The following is a 23238-nucleotide window of genomic DNA, read 5'->3' as shown; positions in this document are numbered from 1 at the left end:
AATAAATTAACCTTATTTCGCATTGTGATTTATTCCTTCTTTTTTAAATTTAGCCCATACAGATTTTACAAGGCTGACGCTACATCCACAAAGTTTCGCTGTTTCCGCAATACTTGTCTTCCTTGAACGATACTCAATGATGCGTTTATGAAGCCGTAGATCTGCAGTTCGCCCCTGATACCGGCCTTGCCGTTTAGCCAGTTCAATACCCTCTTTCTGGCGTTTGCGACGGTTTTCATAATCATCCCTTGCCAGCTGCAGGGCAACTTTGAGTAACATATCCTGAACAGATTCCAGAACTACCTTCGCAACACCGGATTGAGCGTTAGCCAGTTCGGTAAGATCCACAATTCCGGGAATGGCAAGTTTCGCGCCCCGCTCTTTTATAGAGTTTATTAACGCCAGCGCACTATCGAGCGGTAAACGACTGATACGATCTATATGTTCTGCAATAACTACTTCGTCTGGCTGCAGATCATTTATCATTCGCTGCAGTTCCGGGCGATCAGCTCTTGCACCGGACGCCTTTTCTTTATAAATACCGGCAACATAGAATCCATTATTCCTGGCATTTTCTATAATTTCATTTTGCCGGGTCAAATCCTGTTCGTCTGTACTAACTCGCAAATACACTCGTGCTATTTTCATGTGATAAACCACCCCAGCAATCGATCAAACAATCATTTATCAAAATACTTTTTTCTTTCTTTTACTTCGTTGATTTTCATAAATCTCTCCCCACTGTTTTATTTAAGAAAGTCTTGTAAGGCTTCACGCCCGCCATTGCTTTCAGGCATCGAATTCACAATACGCCTGATGGCAGCCTTATGCTGGGGTGTCCTGTTCACAAGTTGCATTAGATTGTCATTAACTGTTTTAGCTATATGAAGATAGCCTTTATATTCTTCCGAATTAAATAAACGCCAAAAGAAACCACATTTACGCAGACGCTCTTCACACAATTTTAATGCAGCCAATTGTTTTCTAACTTCCAGCTCTTCATCTGGAATAGCCCCTTCTTCTACATATTCCCCCGGTTCTAACCGATAATGTTCGTCGAGGGGATCATTCAGATATTTGCTGTATGCCATATATTTATTCCACCTCTTCCTTTTCAAGGTTAAGACAATAATTCTCTACGCAGCACACAGCTTTTTTTAGAACATGAGATGGAATATTTTTGAAATCCCGTGGTATTTCCTCGCCTAGCATCGAAGGAAGCATTGCTACTCTAAGAAATACAAAAAACTGATTCCTAGCCGCTGTGGGACTGATCCCTAACTCTTTTGCTAAAGCGGTATAGGTATAACCATTTGCTACCCCTTCCGCAATAACCGCACCTTTACGCATTCGCTGAATGAATCTGATTTTATTTCGTTCCTTTTGGGCCTCTTCAGCTTGTAACCTTACAGAACTACGAGGTGTACCGCGTTGAGCAAAATGAGCAATGCCAAGCTCTTTCATTCGCTTTTGAATCTGGCTTGTTGGACGATTGAGCCGAACGGATACTTTTGCCAGCGAGTCGGTTCCCAAGATTGCATCCTCTTCCGGTGTCCAATTAATTTTTTGCACAGCGATGGCCTTCCATATTGAAGTAATTTTCATTGGGTATATCGCCAGCGATCCAATAGCTGGGATTGATAACCCACGAACGCCGGTCAAATGCTACAGCCTGGCGACAGTTGAACAACCAGGACCACCAGGCTGCAAAGCGCAAATTGCCCTCGTACAGAACCCGACCATGAGGGATACCAACAATGTATCTGGCTTTAGGTTTCCTGTTTTCCACTAATCTTCTCCCCTTGCTGCGCAGCTAGTTAACTAAGGTATACCCTAAAAGCCCACTCGTTAAGTGTATGGCTTTTTTACTGCATATACAGTTTAAACTGGCTAGGGCAATCAAGGCAACTTAAAAAAGCCATTAATGTGATAAAAATGAAATGACATCAATTATGAATGTGGTAGCATCGTTGAATGTTAAATCATTCAATAGGAGTGAAATGATGGATCTAACACAGATTTCATTGCGAACGTCGAGAGATCAAGTCGAGCGTATCAAAACCTATGCTAAAGCAAGTAACCTGTCAGTTAACGCTTTCCTGGTTAACCTGATAGAGAACTCACTAAACAACATTGCTAATGATGGAACACAGAGCGAACTTACACGGCTTGTAGCTGAACCGGTCAAAACACTTTCAAGGCTTCATCACAAAATTTGCGATCCCTGGAATACAAATGAACCTGCTGATCTGACTCCCGCTGAAATAGCTTTTTTGACAGATGCGGCCAGGAAGCAACTGGATAGCAAACATTTGGCTGGCCCTGATTACTTTGCAATACGTGACCGCATCGATAATACCCTAATAGAAAGCAGTCTTGACTATTATCAGGATCTGTTCGGCTTTGCACATCGCTTCTATATTCGTGATGAAGAATCCAGAAGGACGTTTGCAACCGAACACGCGCCGGTAGGCATCCAATCCGTCGATTATTCGTTTACGGTTGGGAACAAGACCTTTACGATTATTGTCCGGGGAAATGACAGTAATTCCTTCGATACACCGGAGGATAACCGCCCTCCTGTTCTGGCGTTTACCTGTGAAACCGCGCAATTTGATACCCGCCATGATTGGGATACTTTCATTGCACTGGTGAGGCTCATGAACGCAGTACATAATGGTGAAGAATCTAAATGCCACGCCGGTACGCATACCCGCCTTGGCCGCCGTATGGATAGCGAAAAACCATGGTCACTTTTCTTAGGGAGACTGCAGCTGCTGCTGAAAGATAGCGAGCTAAAGGATATGGCTGTAGAATTTCATAAACTTGTTAATGGTGATGCGGCTAACGTTATCAAACAAATACGTTTACTTTACGGTGAGGGTTAAACATGAAAATATTTGCTCTTATTTTTTATATTTTCCCTTTGGCTTCTTTTGCTTCAAACGAAAATGTAGATCACGTTTTTATAAAGGCATTTCAGGCTGCAGTGGCTTCATCATTATGTACAGATGTAGCTAATGTAAGTAAAGATACCCACCTGAAAAAGAAAATTTCGTAAAATCAGCGGCTACGATTTTAGCCGCTAAAGAGTTTTCTCAGGTTCCTGCTGGCGTCATCATCATCACTGCAATCATTCCTACTGCCACCGCGAGCATGAGAGCTACTCCGATATTAATTACAGCTACAGCCGCTTTCCTGGGCGTCTTTTTATATTCAGGAATAAGCCAGAGCAAAACAATCCCGATAAGTACAGCCACTGCCCCCATACCCAGAGGCTTCCAGAAAATTTCCATTAATTCTCTTCCTTCTATTTATCTTTAAATTCATCCTGCAGCTTATCAATGCCTTTAGTCAAATCTTTACTTTTGCCATCTTCATAATCAGGCCATGGAATAAACATCTTTCCTGATTCCTGCATCATTGCAATTGATGTAGGACAGCGCCATTCATATCGAATTAGCGGAACCATTCTCACCGGTATTGAACATTGCACTGTCAAAAAATATAAATGCGAGAATTAATGAAAGCACGGAACAACCAGTATTCCAGAAATTTTTTCCACGTTCAGAATAAAATGAAAATACTATAACCATTACTAAAGATGAAATAAACCCCAGCCATTGTGACGCAACTGAAAGTTGTGAAAGTGTTTTAACTGTATAAATACCTTCACCAGAAATGAAAGACAAAATAAACGGTGAGATAATAAAGCAAATTGCTGGAAAGCAGGTAAATACAAGTTTGGCATTATTTTTGATTAACTGGCGTTCTCCAGAAGCCGCCGCGATCATCGACTGCCACATGATTTTTACCAGTGCCAGCATCAGAACACTGCAGATCAACATATATAGCACGGCGTACTCCCAATCCTTAGACGGTTTGAAAATTACTTGCAAATAGGACAAAATGTCCTATTATAGATACAGGACATAATGTCCTACTCAAGGGGTGATAGGGAGGCTGCCACCTCCCTATCCGACACCAAAAATCCGTGCAAGGAATTTCAAATGTCCCGTATATCGTATAGGAAAATCGACTCAGAGAACAGCAAGCGCCTTGCTTTGTTATCCCTTCGTGAATTTCTGAACGAACTACCAAAAGTCACCATTGACGAGATAGAAGGTCTGGCGGCTACCAATACCCATCTGGTAGAACAGATCCCACGCTACCTGAGTGAGATGGTAAGCTACGAATGCCGTTTAATTGGTTTCTGAATGTCATGAACTATAAGGATGAATCAAATGAAAAATGAAAAGCCCTATGCAGGTTTGCTTAAACCAGAACATCTTTACTCGATGTTAAGAGCCTACATCATCGAACACGCACCCTTTGCGCTGTCAACTGTTGTTGTATCCGACGTGATTAACGCATATATGGGTAGAAAATCTGGCTATCCATTTCTAATGTCCGATGATTTACCGCCAAAATTCAGCGGTAAAGGTTTTGAAATTTTCGGTGCTTACAAAAACACCGAAAATGAGAGCACGCTGATCGAAAACTCAGCGGCATGGACTTGTTGTAAATTAACCTATTTAGAAACAGAAGATGACGTCAATACTTTTAATGAAGCCCTTAATGCAATGATGCGCTGGATGTACGCCACGGAGTATCTAATTAAGGACGAATGCGGCTACCTTCCTACTCAGAAATTATTTAGCGAATTAACATTAAAAATCAAACGTGAGTACGGCGACAACTAAATTAAAGGCCGGCATCCCGGCCTTATTTAACATTTTTCCACGCTGACGCAGGTACTTTATCCCATATTTTCCCATGAATTACTTCCGCTTTTCTGTGGTCGTATGCCCCCAAAAAATCTACCATATGTTCTTCGGGTACAGTGTCCCGTTTATGTTCATAAAGGCGTTCAACTGTATCTATCGCTCTGCAGCGCCGGAACATATACAAAAACTCGGACCTTTTATCTGAATGACTCACTTAGTCAGTCCTTTTGCCTTAGCCTGGTCTGCTGCATCTGCAATATCTTTAATCATTTCGCTCATTACATCTGCGCTGAACAACGGGCCTGCTGGAGTCATCACGGCGGCATGATACAGTTTTAGCGGTGTACCTTTGCTGTATTGTTCGCTGGCACTAATACGTAAAACGGAGTAAGACACTTTTTCAGTATTGGAGCCGCAAACCTTTTTATTCACGTCAATAATACGACTGTCTTTATTATCTGAAAGAGTCTGCGTAAGCACGCCAGAGTAAAGACATTTAGTGTCCTGTGAGATTAAATTAATTTCTTTTGGCGTAATGTTATTTTTGTCAATCGGAGTATCCAGCGTCACCATTATTGGTGTTTCATCAGTATTTCCTTTTATCGCATTCTCAACCGTTGCACAGCTGGCACATGGGATACCGGTAGCATAAGTTAAAGGGGTAAAAATTAATAAAAACGCTGCGGTATATATTTATTTCATTTCCTGTCCTTAAAAGGCATCTTTCGATGCCTTTTATTTTAATGTTAAAGCGAGCGCGATTTAGACTGACTGTTATTTAACTTCTGCGCTTCATCCTGGGTCAGTTCGCTCTTTACCTTCCCTACTCCACGAGAGTAAGCCACCTCGTAATTTTGCCCTACTACCGGCTCCTTCTCCCAGGCATTTCTATTATGCTGTACTAAGCCTTTCTGAGACAGCTGGTAGACGTGGCGATCGTCAACGTGTAGCACTTGTCCTACATGGGAATGCGGATAAACGTTCTTGGACGCCTGCTGCGCCTCGGAAAGCTGATAAATGCCTTTTGGCAAACCGGCCTCCGGCAATACCTTCTGTGTTTGCCATTCACCACCGACCACTTTATCTACCTGGCAGCTACCGTTGAGCACACATATTTTCATGGAGCCTTCTGGCTTCATGATAACCCCGATGTCGCTACTGTTACGACCTGCAGGCATCGCTGCATCTTGCGTATAACTGCGTTTTTGCATTGGTCTTACTCCTTATAATTTTACTGGCCCGCAGGCAGGCCAGTGTCAGAACGTCTTACATAGCGTGGCGAATGGTCCGCTTTTTCTCTTTTTCCTGAACGAGTTTTTTCTCTTCGGTCTGGACCTGTGACTGCTGCTGTTTTTTATTCAGCTGGTCAGCAATGACGGCTTTCAACTGCATCGCCACACCTTCCCGGCCAAGAGAACTATTTACGGCCAGATCGTTAAAGTCAGTGTAACGATCAGCGCGGCGAATAATATCAAGCTGCTTTTCCGATAGTTGCGCTGCCTGCAGTACCTTCACTTCGGCATCCGGGAGTGGCTTATCACCGCTCGTATGAGCCTCCAGTTTGCGCGAGGCGGTCTGGTGAGCAAGATACGCCGCCGGTTTAATCTGGCTGAGTTCGTCTTTCCCAGGTACTTCACCTTTAGCAAATACCGGGAACACCGCCACACCGCCGACAGCTTTCGCTGTCTCCAGCGCCTTTTCCCTGCCAACGTTTACACTGGCCTTATCCTTCACCTTCATTTTGCATGACTGAGAAATATCATCATCACCGGCAATGATGATTGGCTTATCGGGGTAGGCTTCTTTAAGTGCTTTAGCGACAGGTTCCAGATTACCTGAATCGAAGGCGGCGACCGTTGGCATATTAGTAGCCTCTGTGATGCTCCCTGCCGTTGCGTAACCTTCGGCCACGATCAGCACCGGGGATTCTTTAAGCGCGTCCAGCCCGCCAACGACATGGAAACATCCCTCTTTACGGGCGTTCTTGGCAAAACGTTTTGTGCCGTCCTCGTTGATGTACTGCATGGTCCATTGCTTACCCTGGACATCATAAGCAGGGATAAAGGTTTTCTGCCCTTCCTTGTCAGTGAACACGCCTTTATGCACCTGCAGCCCTTTTTTCTCCAGGTAAGCAGTTTGCTGCTGAGGTTCATTGAGTTTGGCGAGCTGCTTTTCAACACGCTTTGCAGAGGACTCATGTTCTTTTTGTTGCTGTGCCGCTTTTTCGGCCTGTTTCTGAGCTGCCTGCGCCCGCAGGAGCGCTTTTTCTTCGTCGGACTGCACATATCCCTTGGAAGACCAGCGTAACTCTTCTTTAGTGCGGTTGTTCTGCATAAAGCCTGCAGGATGGCCGTCAGTGTGGATGATATAAAAACCTGACTTCTCCCCTTTCTTGTCACCCTCTACCGTGATCCGATGCTTCTCACCATCCATAATTGGATGCTTCTGGCCCCGGTCAGTATCGGCATCGAGGATGCACCCAATATCTTTTAACGCGGTTTCCACTTCCTCCTGCAGCGTCATTGCCGGTGACTGCTCGATCACTACGTTTTCAGGTTTCCACTTCGCCAGTTTTTGCATATCAGCCCCGGCTTCGGCGTACCAGGTTTTTTTCTCTTTGTCCCATTTAGCGCCAGCTGCTTTAGCTTCTGCACGGTCTTTGTAAGGGACGGCCAGATCCTGACGCTCACCCACTTCCGGCGTTACGTCTTTCACAGATGCAACCGGCGTATTTTTTTCTGCAGCTGCAGCTGGCTCACCGCTCCATTTTGCAAATTTATCAAGAGATACGCCTTTTGGTACAAACCAGGTCTGTTCGGTTCGATCCCATTTAGCCCCAAGCGCTTTGGCTTCATTGCGTTCTTTGTAGGGTACATTGATTGGGGTATTTTCCTGCGCAACATTCAGGCTGAATTCCGGGAGAACTCGCCCGCCGTCTTCACCAAGGAAAACAGCCTCATTATCGCCCGGTTCCGGCCCCAGCGCATCCAGAGCGCGTTTCATTTCATCCGGGCTGTCAGCACCCTCCATCAGGCTTTCAACACGGTCCTGATACCATTCCTGCGCTTCACCTGGCGGGAGTACGCTAATCTCATCATCAGGCTTGATAACACCTTGCGTTAAGGCTGCTTTTTCTGCGTCAAGCGTTTGGTAAAAATTGTTCTGCAGGTCATTCAGATCGACCTGACCGTTATCGATAAGACGTGAGTCATAAATTGAACGGTTATCCCCTTCGTTAACGGCGGCCAGCGCCTTAACCGCGCTGTTGGTCTGCATGATGATATTCACATGCTCATTCTGGCCGGGATTTTCCACAATGGTATATTTCGGCTCAGGCAGGAGGGTTAATGCTAAATCAAGCTCACGATATGCGCTCTTAATTTTGTCCTGAGCCTCATTCCAGTTCTGACTGAATGAAGAATGAAATTCGCTGTTACGCTTCCAGAAATCACTATCCTGATTGCTGTTCTGCGCATCAAAGAGGACGTTACGCGATAGTGTAAGCTGGCGACGGTTCATATTCTGGACGTGCTTAGAAAGGCCACTATCGAGATTAGAAAGAATGAATTTCTCAGCACGATACTGCCGCTGCTGTTCGGGTGTAACAGACGTTTCAGGTTTAGTGCTCATATTGATGCGCCCCGTTTCGATGGCGTCAGCATGCCGCTTAATGTTTTCCTTCAGCTGTTCTTGTAGTTCCTTGGGAAGCGCTGGCTTGTTAAATAATTCTGCCCTCTTCCTTTCACGATAAACCTCAAGGGATTCCTCTTCTGACGCAGGCGCTGCGGAAGATTCTCCATTAGGTTTTGACGCCAGAAAACTGGAATTAGGCCACCAGTTTTTAGGAAACTTAGCGTCCTGCGGTAATTCTCGCGGGTCGCCACTGATATTTTCAATCTGACTCTGAACCTTTTTAGCCGCTAAAGTCAGGTTATTATCTATGCTGACAAAAGCGGTTTTAAGGGCATTACTTTGCCATTCATTATCAGAAGAGAATCCCGTTCCGGGTACACGTTCATCACCGATATACGTCAACGCTTTTCCGCGCCCAACCACATCAGTATGAACAGGAATAGTATTGCCGTTACTGTCTTCATAGTTAACACGAATGGTTTCTTCGCCCAGCTCACCAGTGCCACGACTGTAATGGGTAACGTAACCAGCTTCCTCCGCTGTCTGCTCCAGAGTCATGAAAGTGAAATGGTAAAGTTGCACTGTTTCAGCATCGAAAATCTGCGGGTTAGTCAGCCGCTGTACCTCGGCCAAGACCTCATTATGCTCTTTTACGCGCAGCTCTGTTTCCAGCGTTACCGGTTGTTCCTGTGTCCTCTGCTGTTCAAGGCCCAGCACGAAGCCCTGGATTTTTTCAGCGTCAGCTGCAGCACGGAAAATTTCCAGCGGATCATCCTGCAAGGCTTTAATCCAGGATTTAACATAAGCGACATGCTGAGAAGGGTCATGACCTATTCCCAGCTCATCGCCCATGATCATGCTGGCAATTTCTGCGCGAAGTTCCTCTTTGGCGTAACCTTCACTACCAAAAGGATGGGCCAGATCACGATCAAGGCGTGAGGCGTGACCGGTCCAGTGGCCCAGCTCATGAAGTGCAGTGGCATAGTAACGGTCGGCACTTGGAAAAGCGGCCTGCTGCGGTAAGTGAATACTGTCTGTAGACATGCGGTAAAAAGCGCGGTCTACCTGGTCATGTGAGATTTTCGCGCCAGAGGCTTCAAGAATGGATTCGGCACGTTCAATGCTGTTCCAGCTCTTATCCTGGCGAACGGCCATTGGTGGAAGACCGTCAATCTGCTCCGCATTAAACACTGAGGCGATAAATACTTTCGGACGCTCCAGCTGGACGGTTTCCTTTACCGGCTTATCATCTTTATCGAGCACAATGCTACCATCATCGTTGCGCTTGATACGTTCCTCAGTGAATTTCCAGTATTGGACATGCGTACTTTTTTCGCCTTTCCTCACCTGCGCACCTGCAGCTGTCGCCTGCTTATAGGTCATCCAGCGCTGATCGCTGTAACCCTGCGCCATAAGGTGAATCGCGTTAATGCCCTTATAGCGTTTACCGGTGGTAGGGTTCATGGGAAGAGCGGCACCTGGTGCGCCCGGATTCCATGGCTTCTGCCATGGCGCCGTACCCTCTTTGAGCTGGGCTATCAGGTTTTCAGCCACAATCTCATGAAATGGTTTTTTCGCTTTAGCTTCTGCCATGGTCGTTACTCCGCATCAAAAGCACTTTCATATGCGTCACGCGCATTCAGTGCATCATCTTCGAACGCTCCCGCAAGATCAGCTTCATCCGGGGAAAACTCGGCTACATATCCCGGTGTCATCAGATCGCGATATTTATCCTGTATTGCGTCGTTAACATCAGGGCGAATTACTGCGTTAGTGTCAGTCATATACTGCCTCCACGATTAAGCGCGTTTTACGGGGTTATAGTTCGGACTACCTTTAATATCCGGGTAAGACTCCTTACAGGTGGGATAACCGCTGCAGGACCAGAAGTGACCGGCTTTTTTGGACGGACGGCGAATAAGCCCTTTACCGCATACCTTGCATTTGTACTTCTCAGAAATTTGCACACCACCGGCAACTTTGATAGCCCCAGCGTTAATAACCTTAATCTGATCTCGTACAAATTTTTCCTGCATCTTCACAAAGGAATCAACGTCACGTTTGCCCTGCTCAATTTCCAGCAACATACGTTCGTTGATTGCTGTCATGACCGGGCTTTTAACCAGTTCTGGCAGAATGGCTATCAGCCCCCTTCCCAGCCTGGTACTGATAATGTCTTTGCCTTTGTTTTCGATAAAGCCACGTTTCTTTAACTCGGCAACGATTGTGGCGCGGGTGGCTGATGTACCAATACCATCACCTTCACGCAGTAATTTTTTCTGCGCCGGGTCTTCAACGTATTTATGAATATTTTCCATTGCGGTGTTGAGCGTACCGTCATTAAAGCGACGTGGCGCTTTAGTTTTGGCATCCTGACGCTGTGCCTGAGCACAAATAATTTCGTCACCATTTTTCATTGATGGAAGAGACTGCTCAGACTCATTTTCTTCGTCTTCATCCTCTCCATCTGAATAAACATCTTTCCACCCGTTTTTAGTCGTTACGCGGCCACCGGCCCCAAACGTTTCACCATTAACATCAATAATAATTGTCGTCGCTTTATATTCATGCACTGGGTAAAACTGAGCCAGGTATGTTCTTACAATGAGATCGTAAATATTACGTTCTTCTGGCGTAAGCCTCTCAATGTTACCTTTGTGCATCGTTGGAATAATGCCGTGATGCGCTGTCACCTTAGAGTCATCAAAAGTTTTTGATTTGACTTTTGGATCAGCCTTATCGATTAGGGCAGATATTCCCGGATAAGTAACCCGAAGAGAATCCAGAATTTGAGGCGCATCTGCGTGTTGAGATTCAGGCAAATAAGAGCTATCGGAACGTGGATAACTGGTAAGTTTATGCGTTTCATAAAGAGACTGACATATAGCCAGCACTTGATCGCCAGAATAACCAAACTTACTTGAAGCAACAGCTGTTATACCACCAAGAGAATAGGCTTTAGGGTGATATTTTTTCTTAGGCTCTTGCTTATATTCTACAACCTTACCGGTTTTCCCGGTTAAAGCCGCTACTAATTTATCGGCTTCTTTAGTGTCAATAAGCCTTCCCTCAGAATCAAGACCAGGCTGATCTTCTCTGGCCTGCCATGCCGCAACAAACGCCCCTTTTTCATGTTTAAAGACAGCTTTGATATTGTGATACGGAATTGGTTTGAAGTTTTCAATTTCAAGATCGCGGGCAACAACCAGCGCCAGCGTTGGTGTCTGAACTCGCCCGACCGTCAACAGAACACGCGAGCCACCACGCGCTGCCGACAGTGTGAATCCTCTTGAAAGGTTCATGCCAACCAACCAGTCAGCCCGGCCACGCGCAAGAGCTGCACGACCAAAATTCACATATTTATCGTTGCTCTCCAGACCTTTCAGCGCCCTGGTAACACTTACCGTATCGTTCGCATTACACCAGTAACGCAGGACCGGTTTAGTGCATCCCATGTCATCAAGAATTTCATCAACCAGTAACTGCCCCTCGCGATCCGGGTCGCCAGCATTAACAATAGTGTCAGCCCGTTCTACCAAATGCCGGATGGTTTTCAGCTGTTTCTCAGCATCTTCACGAGGGTTAATAATCCACTTTTCCGGGATAATTGGCAGATCATCTTCTCGCCAGATTTTTTTGCCGCTCTCATTGCGCGGTACATTATCTGGTGTATACACATCCGGTTCGGCCTGCTCATACATATGACCAAAACACCAGGTCACATAGTCACTACCGCACTCAATGTAACCGTCTTTTTTATTTGTTGCGCCTAATATTTCAGCGATAGCTTTCGCAACACTTGGTTTTTCTGCAATGAATACTCTCATTTGACACTCCCTATTTCTGCCATAAGCGCTTTAACTTCTTCACTATCAGGGACACATGAATCAACGTTATTTAATTCACAACTGAAAACATCAAGAATGAATAGAGCAGACTCCAGATCCTGTATCAATTGATGTTTATCAAGGCAATCTTCAATTGCGTACTGTGATATATGTTCAATCACATCAGCGGAGCGATGACAGACCGTGATAATTTCACTTCGCCTTTTTTTATCTTCACACTCTGATAAATTCCCCAAAAGCGCCTCAGCAATGAGGCTGCGATAACGAATAGTTTTCAAAGCATACATAATGAGATTATTCATACGGTATTATCCTCATCCGAAGAATTCGTAAGGCAATCTGGTTTTTTCGGAAAAGGACGTGGATAAGGTTTATCAGGAGTAAGGTTATAGGTACGATTTTCCACGCCAGAAACCTCTGCCAACTTACTTAAAAATTCATCCTGAGATTCAATCCAGCATCGAATCCAGAAACATTTATCCATAAGCTCTGGTGCTTTTTCATATAACAATTCGAGTAGTTCGCGATTTTCATCAATTCGTTTTAAAATGCCCCGATTGGTTTTTGAAATAACTTTTTCCAGTGCCTCTAATTTTTCCTTCTCCGCACTCTTATGAAATAACCCCATATCAATTCCCATATTCTTTTTTACCAGGTCATTACAGGTAATACCGTAGAAATAATCTGTGACTTTGTGACCGCACCGAAGTATCTCCCGTCAAATGATGATGCGCTGCGGTCAGTCATCAGCAACAGTTCAGATTTACCCAACGTGTACACTTCACGAATGGCGGGCAGTTTACGCCCGCCCGGATCAGCGCTTAACGGCTTGCTGTAAGGCAATAACTGTCCATTGACGTAAACACCATCATCACGAAAAGCGACTTCATCGCCTTTAGCCGCTAAAATCCGCTTCATCATCTCGCCATACCCCCCAGGACAAAAGCCGCTGCCGATGTAACCGCGCTTCTGTGCCAGGGAGAAAATAGCCTTTTCAGGCGGGCAGAAAATTACATAGTCGCCCTTCTCTGGCGCTTTCTGGCTGATTTTGTACAACCCAACAGGGATACTTTTCGTGGTATTGATGCGTAACCCGGCGGCATATCCAAGGCCACACACAACTGCACCAATCAATGAAGCTGAAATAACGCCAATGGCAGCGTACCGGGTCACTTTTTTCATATTGCGATAGCCTCATTACTGGCGTCATCATTCGCAGCAACTGCGGCGCGAATACGGTCGGTAGTTTTTGGCTCAGGTACTGAGGCACGAAGCGAGAAAATTTCATCTTGGAAGAACAACGGCTGTTTTCCATAAATGGCCGGGAACCCTGCCACGTAAACCACCATGTCGCCGCGCTCGGTGATCAGACCTTCTGCATTCTTTTTAGGTCCAGGCATACGCAGGCATTCGTCCACAGTCAGCAGCGGGCGCTGTACTTCCTGCATGGTTTTGGACACGCCACCCAGTATCGCGCTGGCACGTTTCCCGCTGGTTGTGATCTGCTCTTTGATAACCGTTGTCTGCCCGGTCAGCTTAGAAAGGTGCTCGGCTGTCTCGGTACGGTTAGGTGGGTATGCGTTCTGCACATGGCAGTTCGAGGTGATTGTTTCATCCGGCCCGTAACCTGTCTCACGGCTACGCAGCTGGTTAATATCCTGACAGATGAGGTAGAACTTGATGCCGTAACCCGCAAGGAAGGCCAGCGATTCCTGAATGATTTCGAGTTTACCCAGGCTTGGGAACTCATCGATCATAGCCAGAAGACGATGTTTGTAGGTTTTCTTCGTCTGTACCCTTTTGGTTCCCTGGACAGAAAAACCAAACGCCTGTTTAAAGCGCTGCCACAGCGTAAGGTTGTTATTGACGCGCTCAAACTCCATCTTATCGGCCAGCAAGCGAACAATCATGTTCAGCATGATTCGTACCAGCGGGCGCAGACGAGCTTTATCGTTTGGCTGAGTGACGATGTACAGGGAAACCGGATCGTCATGGTTCATAAGGTCTTTAATTTTAAAATGTGACTCGCTGACGTTGCGGGCCACAACCGGATCACGGAAAAGGGCGAGGTAAGATTTTGCAGTAGACAGCACGGAACCGGCTTCCTCTTCCGGGCGGTCCATCATGTCTCGGCCAGCTGCACCTACAACCGGATGATTCTCGCCGTTTACGTGGCCGTATTGCGTCATTTCCATCCACAGTTCCCCAGCCCCTCTTTCCGGGTCGGCCATGATGGAATCAACATACGGAAGCGTTGCTGGCGTACCATCATTTTTGTGCTTGTAAAGTACATGGAGGATCACACCAACTAAAAGCGCCTGTGATGTTTTCTGCCAGTGGTCGTTCAGCCCTTTACCGTCCGGGTCAACTATCAGCGTGGCAAGGTTCTGAACGTCGCCAACTTCGTTTTCAGTACCCACACGGATTTCATCGAGAGGATTCCAGGCGACGGAACCATTGGCAGCTGCAGGTTCGAATTTCAGACACAGATTCTTGGCGTATTCTTTACGCCAGCCCGCCGTCATCGCCCACAGTTCACCTTTAAGGTCAGCCACTACCGTTGAATGTTTCCAGGAAAGCAAGGTGGGAACAACCAGGCCAACACCTTTACCCGAACGGGTAGGTGCATATGTCAGAACGTGCTCCGGGCCGTTGTGACGCAGATACTGCAACTGGCCGTTTTTGTCTTCCCATGCGCCAACGTAAACCCCTTCATCATTCCCCAGCAGGCCAGCAGCTTTTATATCCTGTTCGTCAGCCCATCTTGCAGAACCATGAAGATATTCATTCGCCTTGGATGAGTTTGCTTTCATCATACTTGTCAGTGCAGTCAGGACCAGACCACCGGCAGCGACCGTAGCTCCGACACTGCCAGCTGCAAAAAACGCATCAGGTAAACGGTCATGCCATGCTGAATACCATTTGAAATAGGACCACGGCGCGTAGATGTGATTGAAGTTTGGCCCCAGCAGTTCCTGATAATTAAAGCTGTAAGCAAAATACTGTGTGGCAGCCTGGATGCCAGCCGCCAGTGAAGTGATGGCCATCGCCGGGATCAGTTTCCCTCTCGCAGTTTTCTTTTTATTACGGACCTGCGGCCCTACAGCGTTATTAGGCTTTCTCATTGGCTTCCTCTTTTATCTTCCAGTCATCATGGGTGACATCCATTACTACGACTGAATCCGGCCAAGATGTTACAAGTGGGATCACTATCCCCACTCCTTTAGGGGATTCACACAACACCGGTGTTGATTCTTTTTCTTTCATCGACTTCTTCCTTTCGTTGTCCTTACTGAACCGGAAGGGGTCAGTGTGACCGACTCCCCGACTTTAAGATTGCTCAGTCTCCGGGCGGTGTAATCGCTGACAGGCATAACAACAATTTCATCATCCCGTTTTAGCAGGGCTAACGTTTCCAGCCCGCTTTTACGTTGGCCTGCATACTCAAACAGACCTTTATCAGTAGAATTATACCCTCTATGTTTCGGTATATCGAACCCTTTAAGGCGTTTTTGCTCACGTTCATTGATATATTTTTCAGCACTACTCAGCGGTTTCTTAACCTCAGCAGGCGTTGTTATTCCTCCTGCCCCAGCCATATCCCGTCGCAGTTGATCAGCACGTTCGGCTGTTTTGTGCTCCAGCTGGTCAGAAACATTACCCTGCAGTAACACTTCACTTCCTCCGGCGATGCGAACCATACCGAGTTCGGACATTGCTCGCAGACGGTTTTTTGCTGTGGGCGGCGGCTGGCGTCCAGGTCGCGCAACGTTGGGCTTACTATGTCCTCGTTCGCCATTTGGTTCGGCTGCTCGACTTCTCCCTGTACGGGTGTCATCACTCCTTCCTGGCTGGCTTCCTGCTGTAGTAACAGCATCGCCTGTGCCAGTTCGTCTTCTGCTGCTGCTGGTTCCATATCTGTTTCCGGCATCAGCGGAGGTGCTTCGTCCTGTGACTCTTGGCTCATTTGCTCCAGTAGCATTGCCATTGCCGCTTCGTTCTCGTCCTGCATCGGTTCGTTCTGTTCCGGCATATCTTTGTCGTCTTTGCTCATTGTCTTTTTCCTCATTCATTCGGATAAAGTTTTCAATCCGATCTCTGGTTGCGTAAGGACCGACAAACCAGGATTTCTTTTCGGTGTCCCACATGGCCCCGGCTTGCCGGGCCTTGCCTCTTTGCTCAAAGGGGATGTGGATGTATTCACGTTCGCGGGCCGCTTTCTTAGTCAGAATTTGTCTCAGCTTTTCCAGTTCAGGATCGGCAAATGACACGTCCAGCTCACGCGCAGCGGCTACAGCTACAATGCGTTTTTTAAATTCAAAACTGCCGTTAACGGTGAGTTTGTCTCCATAACGGTGTTTAGCCATAAGCAGTGCGGCATGAAGACCGTCATCTCCGGCATCGCGGGATACATCCAGACGTTTACCACCGTCACGGATAGCACTCTCTCCCACGCGGTAAATAATCGTCCCTTCCTTCGTTACGCTGTCCGGTTTGAGTCCAGGGATACGGCCATCTTTTTTGACTTTATCGCCATGCAGAATGTTGGCCTCTTTGCGGGCCTGCTGTGCATTCCGCTGGCGTAAAGTTTTCAGCGCTTCATCATCACCACCTGCGGCTTTGAACTGCAGCCAGTCAGCCCATGTACGGCGTTTATGAATGTCATAAGCTGCCTGCCGGTCTTTTTTATAAATGGCATTTGCCCGTTCAAGTTCTTCCCCAAGCGCCTTACTTGCCAGACCATATAAATAGCGTTTATTCACGCCCGGTCCTTTCAGTAACTTGATAGCTGCCCGCTTTAACCGGCCTGACCTTTTGGCGTTTTCAATGAGGCGATCACGTTTAACCTTTGCCAGGCGCAGTGCTTCGTTACGGGCAGCTGTAAGCCGTTGCTGTTCACTCTGGTAGCGCCCGTAAAGAGCTGAGGTACTTGCCCCCTGAGAACCCAGCGGTTTGCCCTCGTAGCGTTTACCACTGTTAATCTGCATAACGGGAACATCGCCAAGGTTAACCTGTCGGTTTTCACGCATTGGAGGCGGGCGATCTCCGGGCCGCTTAACGTGTGCAGCTGAACCGAATCGCTGTTTAATCGCTTCCGGGGAAGGTCTGGAAGGTTTCGTGTCGGGTACGGAAGACTCAAACGAGCCTAATTTCTTTTCAAGCGCTGCGCGGGATAGTGAGCGATCTACAGAGCTGGCTTTTACAGCAAGGCCATCGGGACCAGTAATAACGAATCCATTCCCTTTCTGGCGTAACTCAAGCCCATTCTGGCGCATTGCCTGATGTAACTCCTGCCAGTTAGCCGCACTCTTTAATTGATCTGCGCACTCCCTCTTTATCCAGCCAAGTAAACTTTCTCTGCCGGAATGCCTTTCCATATCTGCCGCATTATTTTCAGACCGCGTTTTGCTTGCCCGGTGATTGTCGCTTTCAAGGCCAAATTCCTTTTCGAGTGCCAGGCATACCGCTGAACGGGTTTTGTAATCGTTGTAGGGGGTATGAATGTTGTGAGTTTGTGGATGGATTTTATTTATAGCGATATGGATATGCACATTATCAGTGTCGTAATGAACAGCACTGACACGCTGATGATCGGCATATCCCATAGCCGCGCAGATACGTTCTTCTGCAGCGTCCAGAACCTCCTGTGACGGTTTTTCTCCAGGACGGAAGGAAATGACAAGGTGATAAGTCTTGTCGCCCTCAGAGCGCGTGTTACGCCGCTGTGTTGGCTCTATATCATAGCGGGCTGCATCAAGAATGTTTTCCTGATGACAGTTCGTAACCTTAATAACGCCCACGCGCTCCTGTTTGTTTTGCGGGTCTTGCAGATACTTTGCAAGCTCAACAAAACTACTTTTCTTAACATTACGCATTGGGATGTGACGCGAAATCACGATGCCCCCTGGATTTTAGCCGCTAAAATCATTTGCTCAGTATCCTGTCCATTACTGTGCGTAGCTCGTTTTGCGTTGACTCGATTTTTCCCAAAAGAGTTTTGATCAGCGACGGGGAAAAATTACGGGTTCTCTCGTCATTGGAAAGCCACAACTTAAGCAATCCCCCAAGTCGGCCTAAGTCACCATTTACCCGACTCAGCTCCTGAACCTGTTCAATATCAACCATGGATTCCACTTCATAACCCATTCCAACCTTACGCAGAAATGCCGCTGTGCTCAGACCAGCGGCATCTGCGTTGCGCTTAATGATCGCTTCTTCTTCTGGCAGAACTGGCACACGAATGTGCTTGCCATGCTTACGTGTAGTTTTCACTTGTTCCGTCATTTGACCTCACTCGCGGCGGTAGCCGCGTAGCCTCGCAGAGCAGGACTCCCCTTGAGAATCGAAGATGCGAATAAGGGGAGAGTAAAGTTTGATAACCTGTTTACAGGTTAGCTAACTTTACATGTCCTGCCCGGCTTTCGCCGGTGTTTACGCCAAGGAAAGTCTACACAAAGAAAAGTGGAATGTCGTGTTTTTTGGTGTAAAACTGTGGATATAACGAAAAAACGGCGTTACTATGCCGCATACACCGGAAAACCAACGTTTTCCGGGCGGTTTACAACTGTTATCCTGCTTAAATACACACGTAAATACACAGAAATACCTCATAAATACACACGCAGGTTATCGGATGGGAAAAGACTATTTAACTGACCTACAGGAGTGGGTTAAGCAGAAAAAGGGGCTGAACGGCAAGAGTGCAAACAGCGCGAGGGTAGTCTTCCTGGCAATCCGGGAAGACGTCAAAAACGCGATTGAAGCCGGTTACTCTCTTACAACGATATGGGAACACATGCACGAAACTGGTCGTGTTAATACCACATACGAAACTTTTCGTCGGCATGTCCGGCGATACATAGATGAACGAAAACGTGCAGCTGCTGTTGGCGAAAGTACACCTGCTGGAGCTGCGGTAAAGAAAGAAAGCCAACAAGCCGGACCGTCACCAAAGAAAGAAAACGTGATCCCGGAGAGAACGCCGGTCAAAAGAGAGCCGCCTACGAATCCCGGCAGTCAGCTGCCAACTTTTAATTTTAATCCTGGAAAAAAGAAGGGGACTAACTAATGCCTACTGCAGACAAAAATCAAAAACAAAGTGAAGCTGAATCAGTGCCGGTACGCCATGCTGTTCACAGCGCCCAGCAAGGAAAAGGTGGTTGTGGTAAATCCGTTAGTACCGCTTTGCTGGGAATGTACAAGATTAGCAAAGGTGAACTACCGCTGTGCATCGATACCGATCCGCTCAATCCGACATTCTCTAATTATGAAAAACTGAACGTCCGACAGCTGAACATCATGGAAGGTGATGAAATTAATCAGCGCAAACTGGATACCCTCATCCAGTGGATTGATGAAGCCGGTGACAGGGACGTTATTATCGATAACGGCGCTCCGTCATTTATTCCGTTATCAAGTTATATGATTAGCCAGCAAATCCCCGCCCTGCTTTACGAAATGGGTAAACAGCTTGTCATTCATATCTCGATTGTGGGGGGGCAGGCACATGATTACACCGTCGAGGGGTTCAAGGCGATGGTGGAGCAGTATCCGTCAGAAACCCGTTTTGTTGTCTGGCTTAACCCGTATTGGGGCGCGGTGGAATCCGATCAGGGAGTGCCATTCGAAGAATCAGAAGCGTACCTGATGAATAAAGACAAGGTTGATGCGCTTATCCGTTTGCCTACGCTCAAAAAAGAGTTACACGGCCAGGACTTTGCCGACATGCTGGAAAACTACAAGACCTTCGATGAGGCCATTGAAGATAAATCATTATCTATTATGGTTCGCCAGCGTCTGAAACAGGTTCGCGCCCTTGTTTTCGAACAGCTTGATTTAGCAACGGTGATCTGATGGATGATAAGACGGAAGAACTCATTGCGCTCATTGCTAAAAAGCATGGTATAGCACTGGATGAAACCGATCCGATTATGGTCGTTCCTACCCTGCTTCGGTATTTGCTGGATGAAAGCCAGGAGAAACAGGGAGAAATTCTGGATGAGTTTAAATCCGAGCTACAAAGCGCCCTGATGCAATGGGATTACAGCGCGAAGGATAAGGCTGACCGTATCCTTAACGCCGCGCTAAAGGCCAATACGGAAGTAATGGAGCGGGTTTTGACATCTGCAGCTACAGAAACCGCTGCCATAATCAGAAAAGAAGTTCAGGACGAGATCAGAAAATCGCGGTCGCACATAGAAGGGGCAAGAAAACTTGCCATGATGAATATGGCGGCGGCGGTGATCACCTTAATGGCTGCTGCCGTCGCATTCATTGCAACCTTTTACAAATGACTATTAGCCGCTAACTTTTAGCGGCTAAAAAATCCAGGGAGAATAGTTAAATGCATAACGTGTCACTGATGGAAGAAACACTGCGGAAAATGAGGAAACATGGTAGCCAAACCGTCGAGGTAACACAGTCTTTGGAAGCCTTTGGCCGTTATAAATCCCGCCCTGCTTTTCAGGACTGGATCTACCGTTTGAAGAAAGGCGAACGCTTACCACGGGGCCGTTACTTTGTAGGCAAAAAACCAGGTCGTCCATTACAGATCATTGACGACTTTTTTTATCGTTGATAATCCTTATTAAAGCCAAGGCCATTTATGGCCCTGTTTTACGCCTTTTCTGTTGTTAATGCTAATGTATGCGTACATTAGCATTAACAACAAAGGTCTTAGCTTTGCTTTTCTCTTGATACCTGAATTTCAGACTGATAGAGCCGTTTTATACGTTCAATTTCGGCAAGCGTTGCAGACCAGTGCCGCCCGGCTTCGTGGCGATATTTTGCGGCAATCTTTTCCACGGACTCCGGGTTGCTGTCGTTGCTGCGGCGCTGCCGCCCCTTCTCACCGAAAATGTCCACAATCAGCCACTGGCTGCCGGTTCTGCCAAACAGTGCTTTACACAGACGTTTAACGGCCAATGGTGTTAAATCTGGGTCGGGATCGTGTGCAACTGTCGCGAAAATGAAACGTAGCATTTCTGAGGTCTTGTAGCGTTTTACCGCTGCTGCCAGACGTGCGGCACGCTGCGGGGCTTCCCAGCGATCGTCACTGTAACCAGTCACTTCGGCCAGGTAATCCCTTTCTAGGTTTTCAGCCGTGTAACAGCGGCCTCCTAAAAACAGTCGCATGGCCTCTTTCGTTTCATTTCTCACGTCTGGAATTCCGATTAATGCTAATGTACGCATACATTAGCATTAACCTATGAGCACGACAAGATACTCTGCGGCCTCGTATAGTGACACCGTAACGAAATTAATTTTAGCGGCTAAAATTGACGAAAATTGTTTAGCTAAAGACATTACACTATCGCATTTGATGTAATATATTATCTTCACGGTCTGGCGAGGTTTAGGCAACCTCCCTGTAAGGCGGGAAAGCGGAATGCAGCCTATGTAGTCAGATCGCGAAGTTTGTTGTAGCGTGCCTTATCGCCAACCGGCCTGAACCCCGTTTATCGGGGTTTCGCTGTTTTTGGGGGGTAGGAATTGTTGCGGAAAAAAAATCCCCGCATGACGGGGATTCTGTAGCTGATCAAGTTATTGTTCTTGTAAGGCTCAGACCATTCCCTTTACTTAGTGATGGAGCCTGCTCTCTTTGTAGCTTTTCTTTCTGTTCTTTCGCCTGCTTCCGCATGAGATTCTCATGCGCTCGCTGTGCGGCCCGCATTTCATCCCATCCTTCGGCAAGCTCTGGTTTATCATGCCGCACTTTGGCCGTCGCCAGTTCGTGTATACGCGGGCCATGTAACCCCATCCCGTCATGAATCTCTTTGACAGTTTCCAGTCGGTTCTGCAGGCGACTCAGCAATGACTGTTGTTGTTGTACCTGTGACTGCCATTTTGCCTTCTGACCGGGCAGAGCCAAAAACCCAGGCTGACGACTCATCATCTGCTGCAGAACCGCCTCCTGCTTGTCTATCAGCGATTCCAGCCGGTTTTCAAGGTTTTCTGCCTGCGTTTCTTTATCCGCTACTGCCGCCTCTACCGCATCCTTATATTCCTGCTCGATGTTACCGGCGTCAGTTTGCGAATCCTGTAAATGGGATGGGTCATTGATCAACTGCTGCTGCTCGTCATGCAGCTGCTGTACCTGTTCCTGGATATTCACAGCTTCCGACTCTGCGAGAAGATCAGGTTTAATATCAGGCTGCTGACGAGGGGGGGAGGTATCCCGGACCGCGCCGGGATTTTTAAATGGGGTAGTTGGCTTCATCCGGGACTCCTACGCTATTCGCTATCTGGAGAACTTCCGGCCCTGCTTCTCTGTGGCTGCTGCTACCTGAGCTTTACCGGAAGTCTGGTCATACGAAATACTCTTTTCCGTACCTACTTCTGGCAGTTTATCGAAATTTTGGCGATCATGCTTGAAAATCTGCTTACCTACCTGCTGATATACTGATTGTTTATCTGCGTGTAAAATCGGCCCATTATAAGAGCTGGCTTTATCCGGCCCCTTGGACAGATAAAGCGGGTAAATGCCTGGCTTTATGCTGCCCGCTTTATCAACGTTGTCATTTTTCCATTTGCCTGCTTCTTCGCTTTGCAGCACGCGCTGGCCGTTCATGACAAGAACACGCTGTTTGCTCATGTCGGTGTTACTCCTGGTGTTATCGTCAACCGTCTGTGTCGGGATAGGGCTGACTGCTATTTTTATAATGTCAGCAAGCATGGATGAATCTGCGTTGATAACGGCCACGTCACGCGCAAGATACAGTTTTCTCCTTGCATCATCATCTGCTGCGCTCAAACTCTTCAAGCTGTTTTTTATCCCTGATCCCAGCGTTGTTGATAAGGGTATCAGTACCCGGATACAGATACGGGTCTTTTTTGTCGCTCATGCCTGGTGTTGTTTTGCACGTTGAGCATGATATTCGAATATCTCCGCTCTACCCTGCTCGTAAGTAATTTCACCGGCAATGATGCGTTGTTTGATACCTTCATAAAGGGGGGGGGGGGGGGGGGGGGCGAGGGGGCAAAAAATACACCCACAAACATGCGTCCTATTTTTAAAAAACAATTTACCA

The 23238-nt window shown here is 47.0% G+C and carries 30 protein-coding genes; 8 read left to right on the top strand and 22 right to left on the bottom strand.

Annotated elements, in window-relative coordinates:
• Positions 1 to 12 precede the first annotated feature (12 nt).
• The 3 genes from ACSIPU_RS27700 to ACSIPU_RS27690 all read right to left on the bottom strand — a co-directional run bounded on the left by ACSIPU_RS27700 (position 13) and on the right by ACSIPU_RS27690 (position 1605).
• Entirely contained in the window at positions 13 to 648 is a 636-nt protein-coding gene (locus ACSIPU_RS27700) for a recombinase family protein (protein ID WP_103849417.1), read from the bottom strand.
• A 98-nt stretch (positions 649 to 746) separates the two neighbouring features.
• Positions 747 to 1091: a hypothetical protein gene (locus tag ACSIPU_RS27695; RefSeq protein WP_103849416.1), complete on the bottom strand. Its 345-nt coding sequence runs from the start codon at positions 1089 to 1091 to the stop codon at positions 747 to 749.
• Positions 1092 to 1095: 4 nt separating this feature from the next.
• Positions 1096 to 1605, bottom strand: coding sequence for a hypothetical protein (locus ACSIPU_RS27690; RefSeq protein ID WP_141091931.1), 510 nt, complete (start codon positions 1603 to 1605; stop codon positions 1096 to 1098).
• A 395-nt stretch (positions 1606 to 2000) separates the two neighbouring features.
• On the opposite strand from ACSIPU_RS27690, the gene ACSIPU_RS27685 reads away from it, so the two are divergent.
• Together ACSIPU_RS27685 and ACSIPU_RS27680 are read left to right on the top strand one after the other, a co-directional pair.
• A complete protein-coding gene (locus ACSIPU_RS27685; RefSeq protein ID WP_223307925.1) occupies positions 2001 to 2888 on the top strand; it encodes a hypothetical protein in 888 nt (295 codons plus the stop codon).
• 2 nt (positions 2889 to 2890) lie between these two features.
• Complete coding sequence (locus tag ACSIPU_RS27680; RefSeq protein WP_152913116.1) at positions 2891 to 3061, top strand: hypothetical protein; 171 nt, start codon at positions 2891 to 2893, stop codon at positions 3059 to 3061.
• 37 nt (positions 3062 to 3098) lie between these two features.
• On the opposite strand, the gene ACSIPU_RS27675 is transcribed toward ACSIPU_RS27680, so the two are convergent.
• Positions 3099 to 3296 carry a hypothetical protein gene (locus tag ACSIPU_RS27675; RefSeq protein WP_048207638.1) on the bottom strand — a complete coding sequence of 66 codons (198 nt, stop codon included), beginning with the start codon at positions 3294 to 3296 and terminating at the stop codon, positions 3099 to 3101.
• Between the two features lie 153 nt (positions 3297 to 3449).
• On the bottom strand, positions 3450 to 3827 hold the full coding sequence (locus tag ACSIPU_RS27670; RefSeq protein WP_223307924.1) for a hypothetical protein: 378 nt from the start codon (positions 3825 to 3827) through the stop codon (positions 3450 to 3452).
• Positions 3828 to 4010: 183 nt separating this feature from the next.
• Here ACSIPU_RS27670 and ACSIPU_RS27665 point away from each other — a divergent pair, with 183 nt between their 5' ends.
• Positions 4011 to 4217, top strand: coding sequence for a hypothetical protein (locus ACSIPU_RS27665; RefSeq protein WP_003019785.1), 207 nt, complete (start codon positions 4011 to 4013; stop codon positions 4215 to 4217).
• A 27-nt stretch (positions 4218 to 4244) separates the two neighbouring features.
• A complete protein-coding gene (locus tag ACSIPU_RS27660) occupies positions 4245 to 4703 on the top strand; it encodes a hypothetical protein (protein ID WP_048207639.1) in 459 nt (152 codons plus the stop codon).
• A 22-nt stretch (positions 4704 to 4725) separates the two neighbouring features.
• Here the strand turns inward: ACSIPU_RS27660 and ACSIPU_RS27655 are convergent, their stop codons facing one another.
• The 13 genes from ACSIPU_RS27655 to traJ form a co-directional block, all read right to left on the bottom strand.
• The gene (locus ACSIPU_RS27655) at positions 4726 to 4905 is read right to left on the bottom strand and encodes an Hha/YmoA family nucleoid-associated regulatory protein (protein WP_057521282.1); all 180 of its coding nucleotides are present in this window, start codon (positions 4903 to 4905) and stop codon (positions 4726 to 4728) included.
• A gap of 32 nt (positions 4906 to 4937) precedes the next feature.
• The gene (locus tag ACSIPU_RS27650) at positions 4938 to 5300 is read right to left on the bottom strand and encodes a hypothetical protein (RefSeq protein ID WP_223307923.1); all 363 of its coding nucleotides are present in this window, start codon (positions 5298 to 5300) and stop codon (positions 4938 to 4940) included.
• A gap of 173 nt (positions 5301 to 5473) precedes the next feature.
• A complete protein-coding gene (locus ACSIPU_RS27645) occupies positions 5474 to 5938 on the bottom strand; it encodes a KfrB domain-containing protein (RefSeq protein WP_052765825.1) in 465 nt (154 codons plus the stop codon).
• Positions 5939 to 5993: 55 nt separating this feature from the next.
• Positions 5994 to 9953: a zincin-like metallopeptidase domain-containing protein gene (locus tag ACSIPU_RS27640; RefSeq protein WP_435322451.1), complete on the bottom strand. Its 3960-nt coding sequence runs from the start codon at positions 9951 to 9953 to the stop codon at positions 5994 to 5996.
• Between the two features lie 5 nt (positions 9954 to 9958).
• Positions 9959 to 10144 (bottom strand): hypothetical protein, encoded by a 186-nt coding sequence (locus tag ACSIPU_RS27635; RefSeq protein ID WP_004196216.1) that lies wholly within the window; start codon positions 10142 to 10144, stop codon positions 9959 to 9961.
• Positions 10145 to 10159: 15 nt separating this feature from the next.
• Positions 10160 to 12187: a DNA topoisomerase 3 gene (locus tag ACSIPU_RS27630; RefSeq protein WP_015059025.1), complete on the bottom strand. Its 2028-nt coding sequence runs from the start codon at positions 12185 to 12187 to the stop codon at positions 10160 to 10162.
• Positions 12184 to 12510 carry a hypothetical protein gene (locus ACSIPU_RS27625; protein ID WP_063862696.1) on the bottom strand — a complete coding sequence of 109 codons (327 nt, stop codon included), beginning with the start codon at positions 12508 to 12510 and terminating at the stop codon, positions 12184 to 12186. Before ACSIPU_RS27625 ends, ACSIPU_RS27630 begins: the two co-directional genes overlap by 4 nt.
• Positions 12507 to 12848 carry a hypothetical protein gene (locus ACSIPU_RS27620; RefSeq protein ID WP_229430296.1) on the bottom strand — a complete coding sequence of 114 codons (342 nt, stop codon included), beginning with the start codon at positions 12846 to 12848 and terminating at the stop codon, positions 12507 to 12509. Before ACSIPU_RS27620 ends, ACSIPU_RS27625 begins: the two co-directional genes overlap by 4 nt.
• Positions 12849 to 12856: 8 nt before the next feature.
• Positions 12857 to 13390, bottom strand: coding sequence for a conjugative transfer signal peptidase TraF (gene traF / locus ACSIPU_RS27615; protein WP_004196194.1), 534 nt, complete (start codon positions 13388 to 13390; stop codon positions 12857 to 12859).
• Positions 13387 to 15333 (bottom strand): type IV secretory system conjugative DNA transfer family protein, encoded by a 1947-nt coding sequence (locus tag ACSIPU_RS27610; RefSeq protein ID WP_032310210.1) that lies wholly within the window; start codon positions 15331 to 15333, stop codon positions 13387 to 13389. Before ACSIPU_RS27610 ends, traF begins: the two co-directional genes overlap by 4 nt.
• Positions 15320 to 15475, bottom strand: coding sequence for a type IV secretory system conjugative DNA transfer family protein (locus ACSIPU_RS27605; protein ID WP_003019749.1), 156 nt, complete (start codon positions 15473 to 15475; stop codon positions 15320 to 15322). Before ACSIPU_RS27605 ends, ACSIPU_RS27610 begins: the two co-directional genes overlap by 14 nt.
• A complete protein-coding gene (traI, locus tag ACSIPU_RS27600) occupies positions 15472 to 18105 on the bottom strand; it encodes a TraI/MobA(P) family conjugative relaxase (protein ID WP_153188861.1) in 2634 nt (877 codons plus the stop codon). Before traI ends, ACSIPU_RS27605 begins: the two co-directional genes overlap by 4 nt.
• Positions 18106 to 18133: 28 nt before the next feature.
• Positions 18134 to 18493: a conjugal transfer transcriptional regulator TraJ gene (traJ, locus tag ACSIPU_RS27595; protein ID WP_048207648.1), complete on the bottom strand. Its 360-nt coding sequence runs from the start codon at positions 18491 to 18493 to the stop codon at positions 18134 to 18136.
• Positions 18494 to 18728: 235 nt separating this feature from the next.
• Here traJ and ACSIPU_RS27590 point away from each other — a divergent pair, with 235 nt between their 5' ends.
• The 4 genes from ACSIPU_RS27590 to ACSIPU_RS27575 all read left to right on the top strand — a co-directional run bounded on the left by ACSIPU_RS27590 (position 18729) and on the right by ACSIPU_RS27575 (position 20786).
• Positions 18729 to 19277, top strand: coding sequence for a TraK family protein (locus ACSIPU_RS27590; RefSeq protein ID WP_239802620.1), 549 nt, complete (start codon positions 18729 to 18731; stop codon positions 19275 to 19277).
• Positions 19277 to 20062, top strand: coding sequence for a conjugal transfer protein TraL (locus ACSIPU_RS27585; RefSeq protein ID WP_024252936.1), 786 nt, complete (start codon positions 19277 to 19279; stop codon positions 20060 to 20062). Before ACSIPU_RS27590 ends, ACSIPU_RS27585 begins: the two co-directional genes overlap by 1 nt.
• Positions 20062 to 20502 (top strand): protein traM, encoded by a 441-nt coding sequence (locus ACSIPU_RS27580; protein ID WP_004196152.1) that lies wholly within the window; start codon positions 20062 to 20064, stop codon positions 20500 to 20502. The genes ACSIPU_RS27585 and ACSIPU_RS27580 overlap by 1 nt, the downstream gene beginning before the upstream one ends.
• Positions 20503 to 20570: 68 nt before the next feature.
• Positions 20571 to 20786 carry a hypothetical protein gene (locus ACSIPU_RS27575; RefSeq protein ID WP_223307921.1) on the top strand — a complete coding sequence of 72 codons (216 nt, stop codon included), beginning with the start codon at positions 20571 to 20573 and terminating at the stop codon, positions 20784 to 20786.
• 98 nt (positions 20787 to 20884) lie between these two features.
• On the opposite strand, the gene ACSIPU_RS27570 is transcribed toward ACSIPU_RS27575, so the two are convergent.
• From ACSIPU_RS27570 to ACSIPU_RS27555, 4 genes are all read right to left on the bottom strand, one after another.
• Positions 20885 to 21367 (bottom strand): hypothetical protein, encoded by a 483-nt coding sequence (locus ACSIPU_RS27570; protein ID WP_064756356.1) that lies wholly within the window; start codon positions 21365 to 21367, stop codon positions 20885 to 20887.
• A 379-nt stretch (positions 21368 to 21746) separates the two neighbouring features.
• Positions 21747 to 22427, bottom strand: a complete 681-nt coding sequence (locus tag ACSIPU_RS27565; RefSeq protein WP_039696259.1) for an IncP plasmid survival protein KfrC family protein — start codon at positions 22425 to 22427, stop codon at positions 21747 to 21749.
• 21 nt (positions 22428 to 22448) lie between these two features.
• Positions 22449 to 22970, bottom strand: coding sequence for a KfrB domain-containing protein (locus ACSIPU_RS27560; RefSeq protein WP_223307991.1), 522 nt, complete (start codon positions 22968 to 22970; stop codon positions 22449 to 22451).
• Positions 22971 to 23048: 78 nt separating this feature from the next.
• Positions 23049 to 23231, bottom strand: coding sequence for an antitoxin VbhA family protein (locus ACSIPU_RS27555; RefSeq protein ID WP_435322452.1), 183 nt, complete (start codon positions 23229 to 23231; stop codon positions 23049 to 23051).
• Positions 23232 to 23238 lie beyond the last annotated feature (7 nt).

The organism is Klebsiella sp. HN106, assembly GCF_051209435.1.
Classification (GTDB): Bacteria; Pseudomonadota; Gammaproteobacteria; order Enterobacterales; family Enterobacteriaceae; genus Klebsiella; species Klebsiella oxytoca.
Note: the sequence above shows the minus strand (reverse complement) of the source record. Positions and strands in the feature narration are given on the sequence as shown.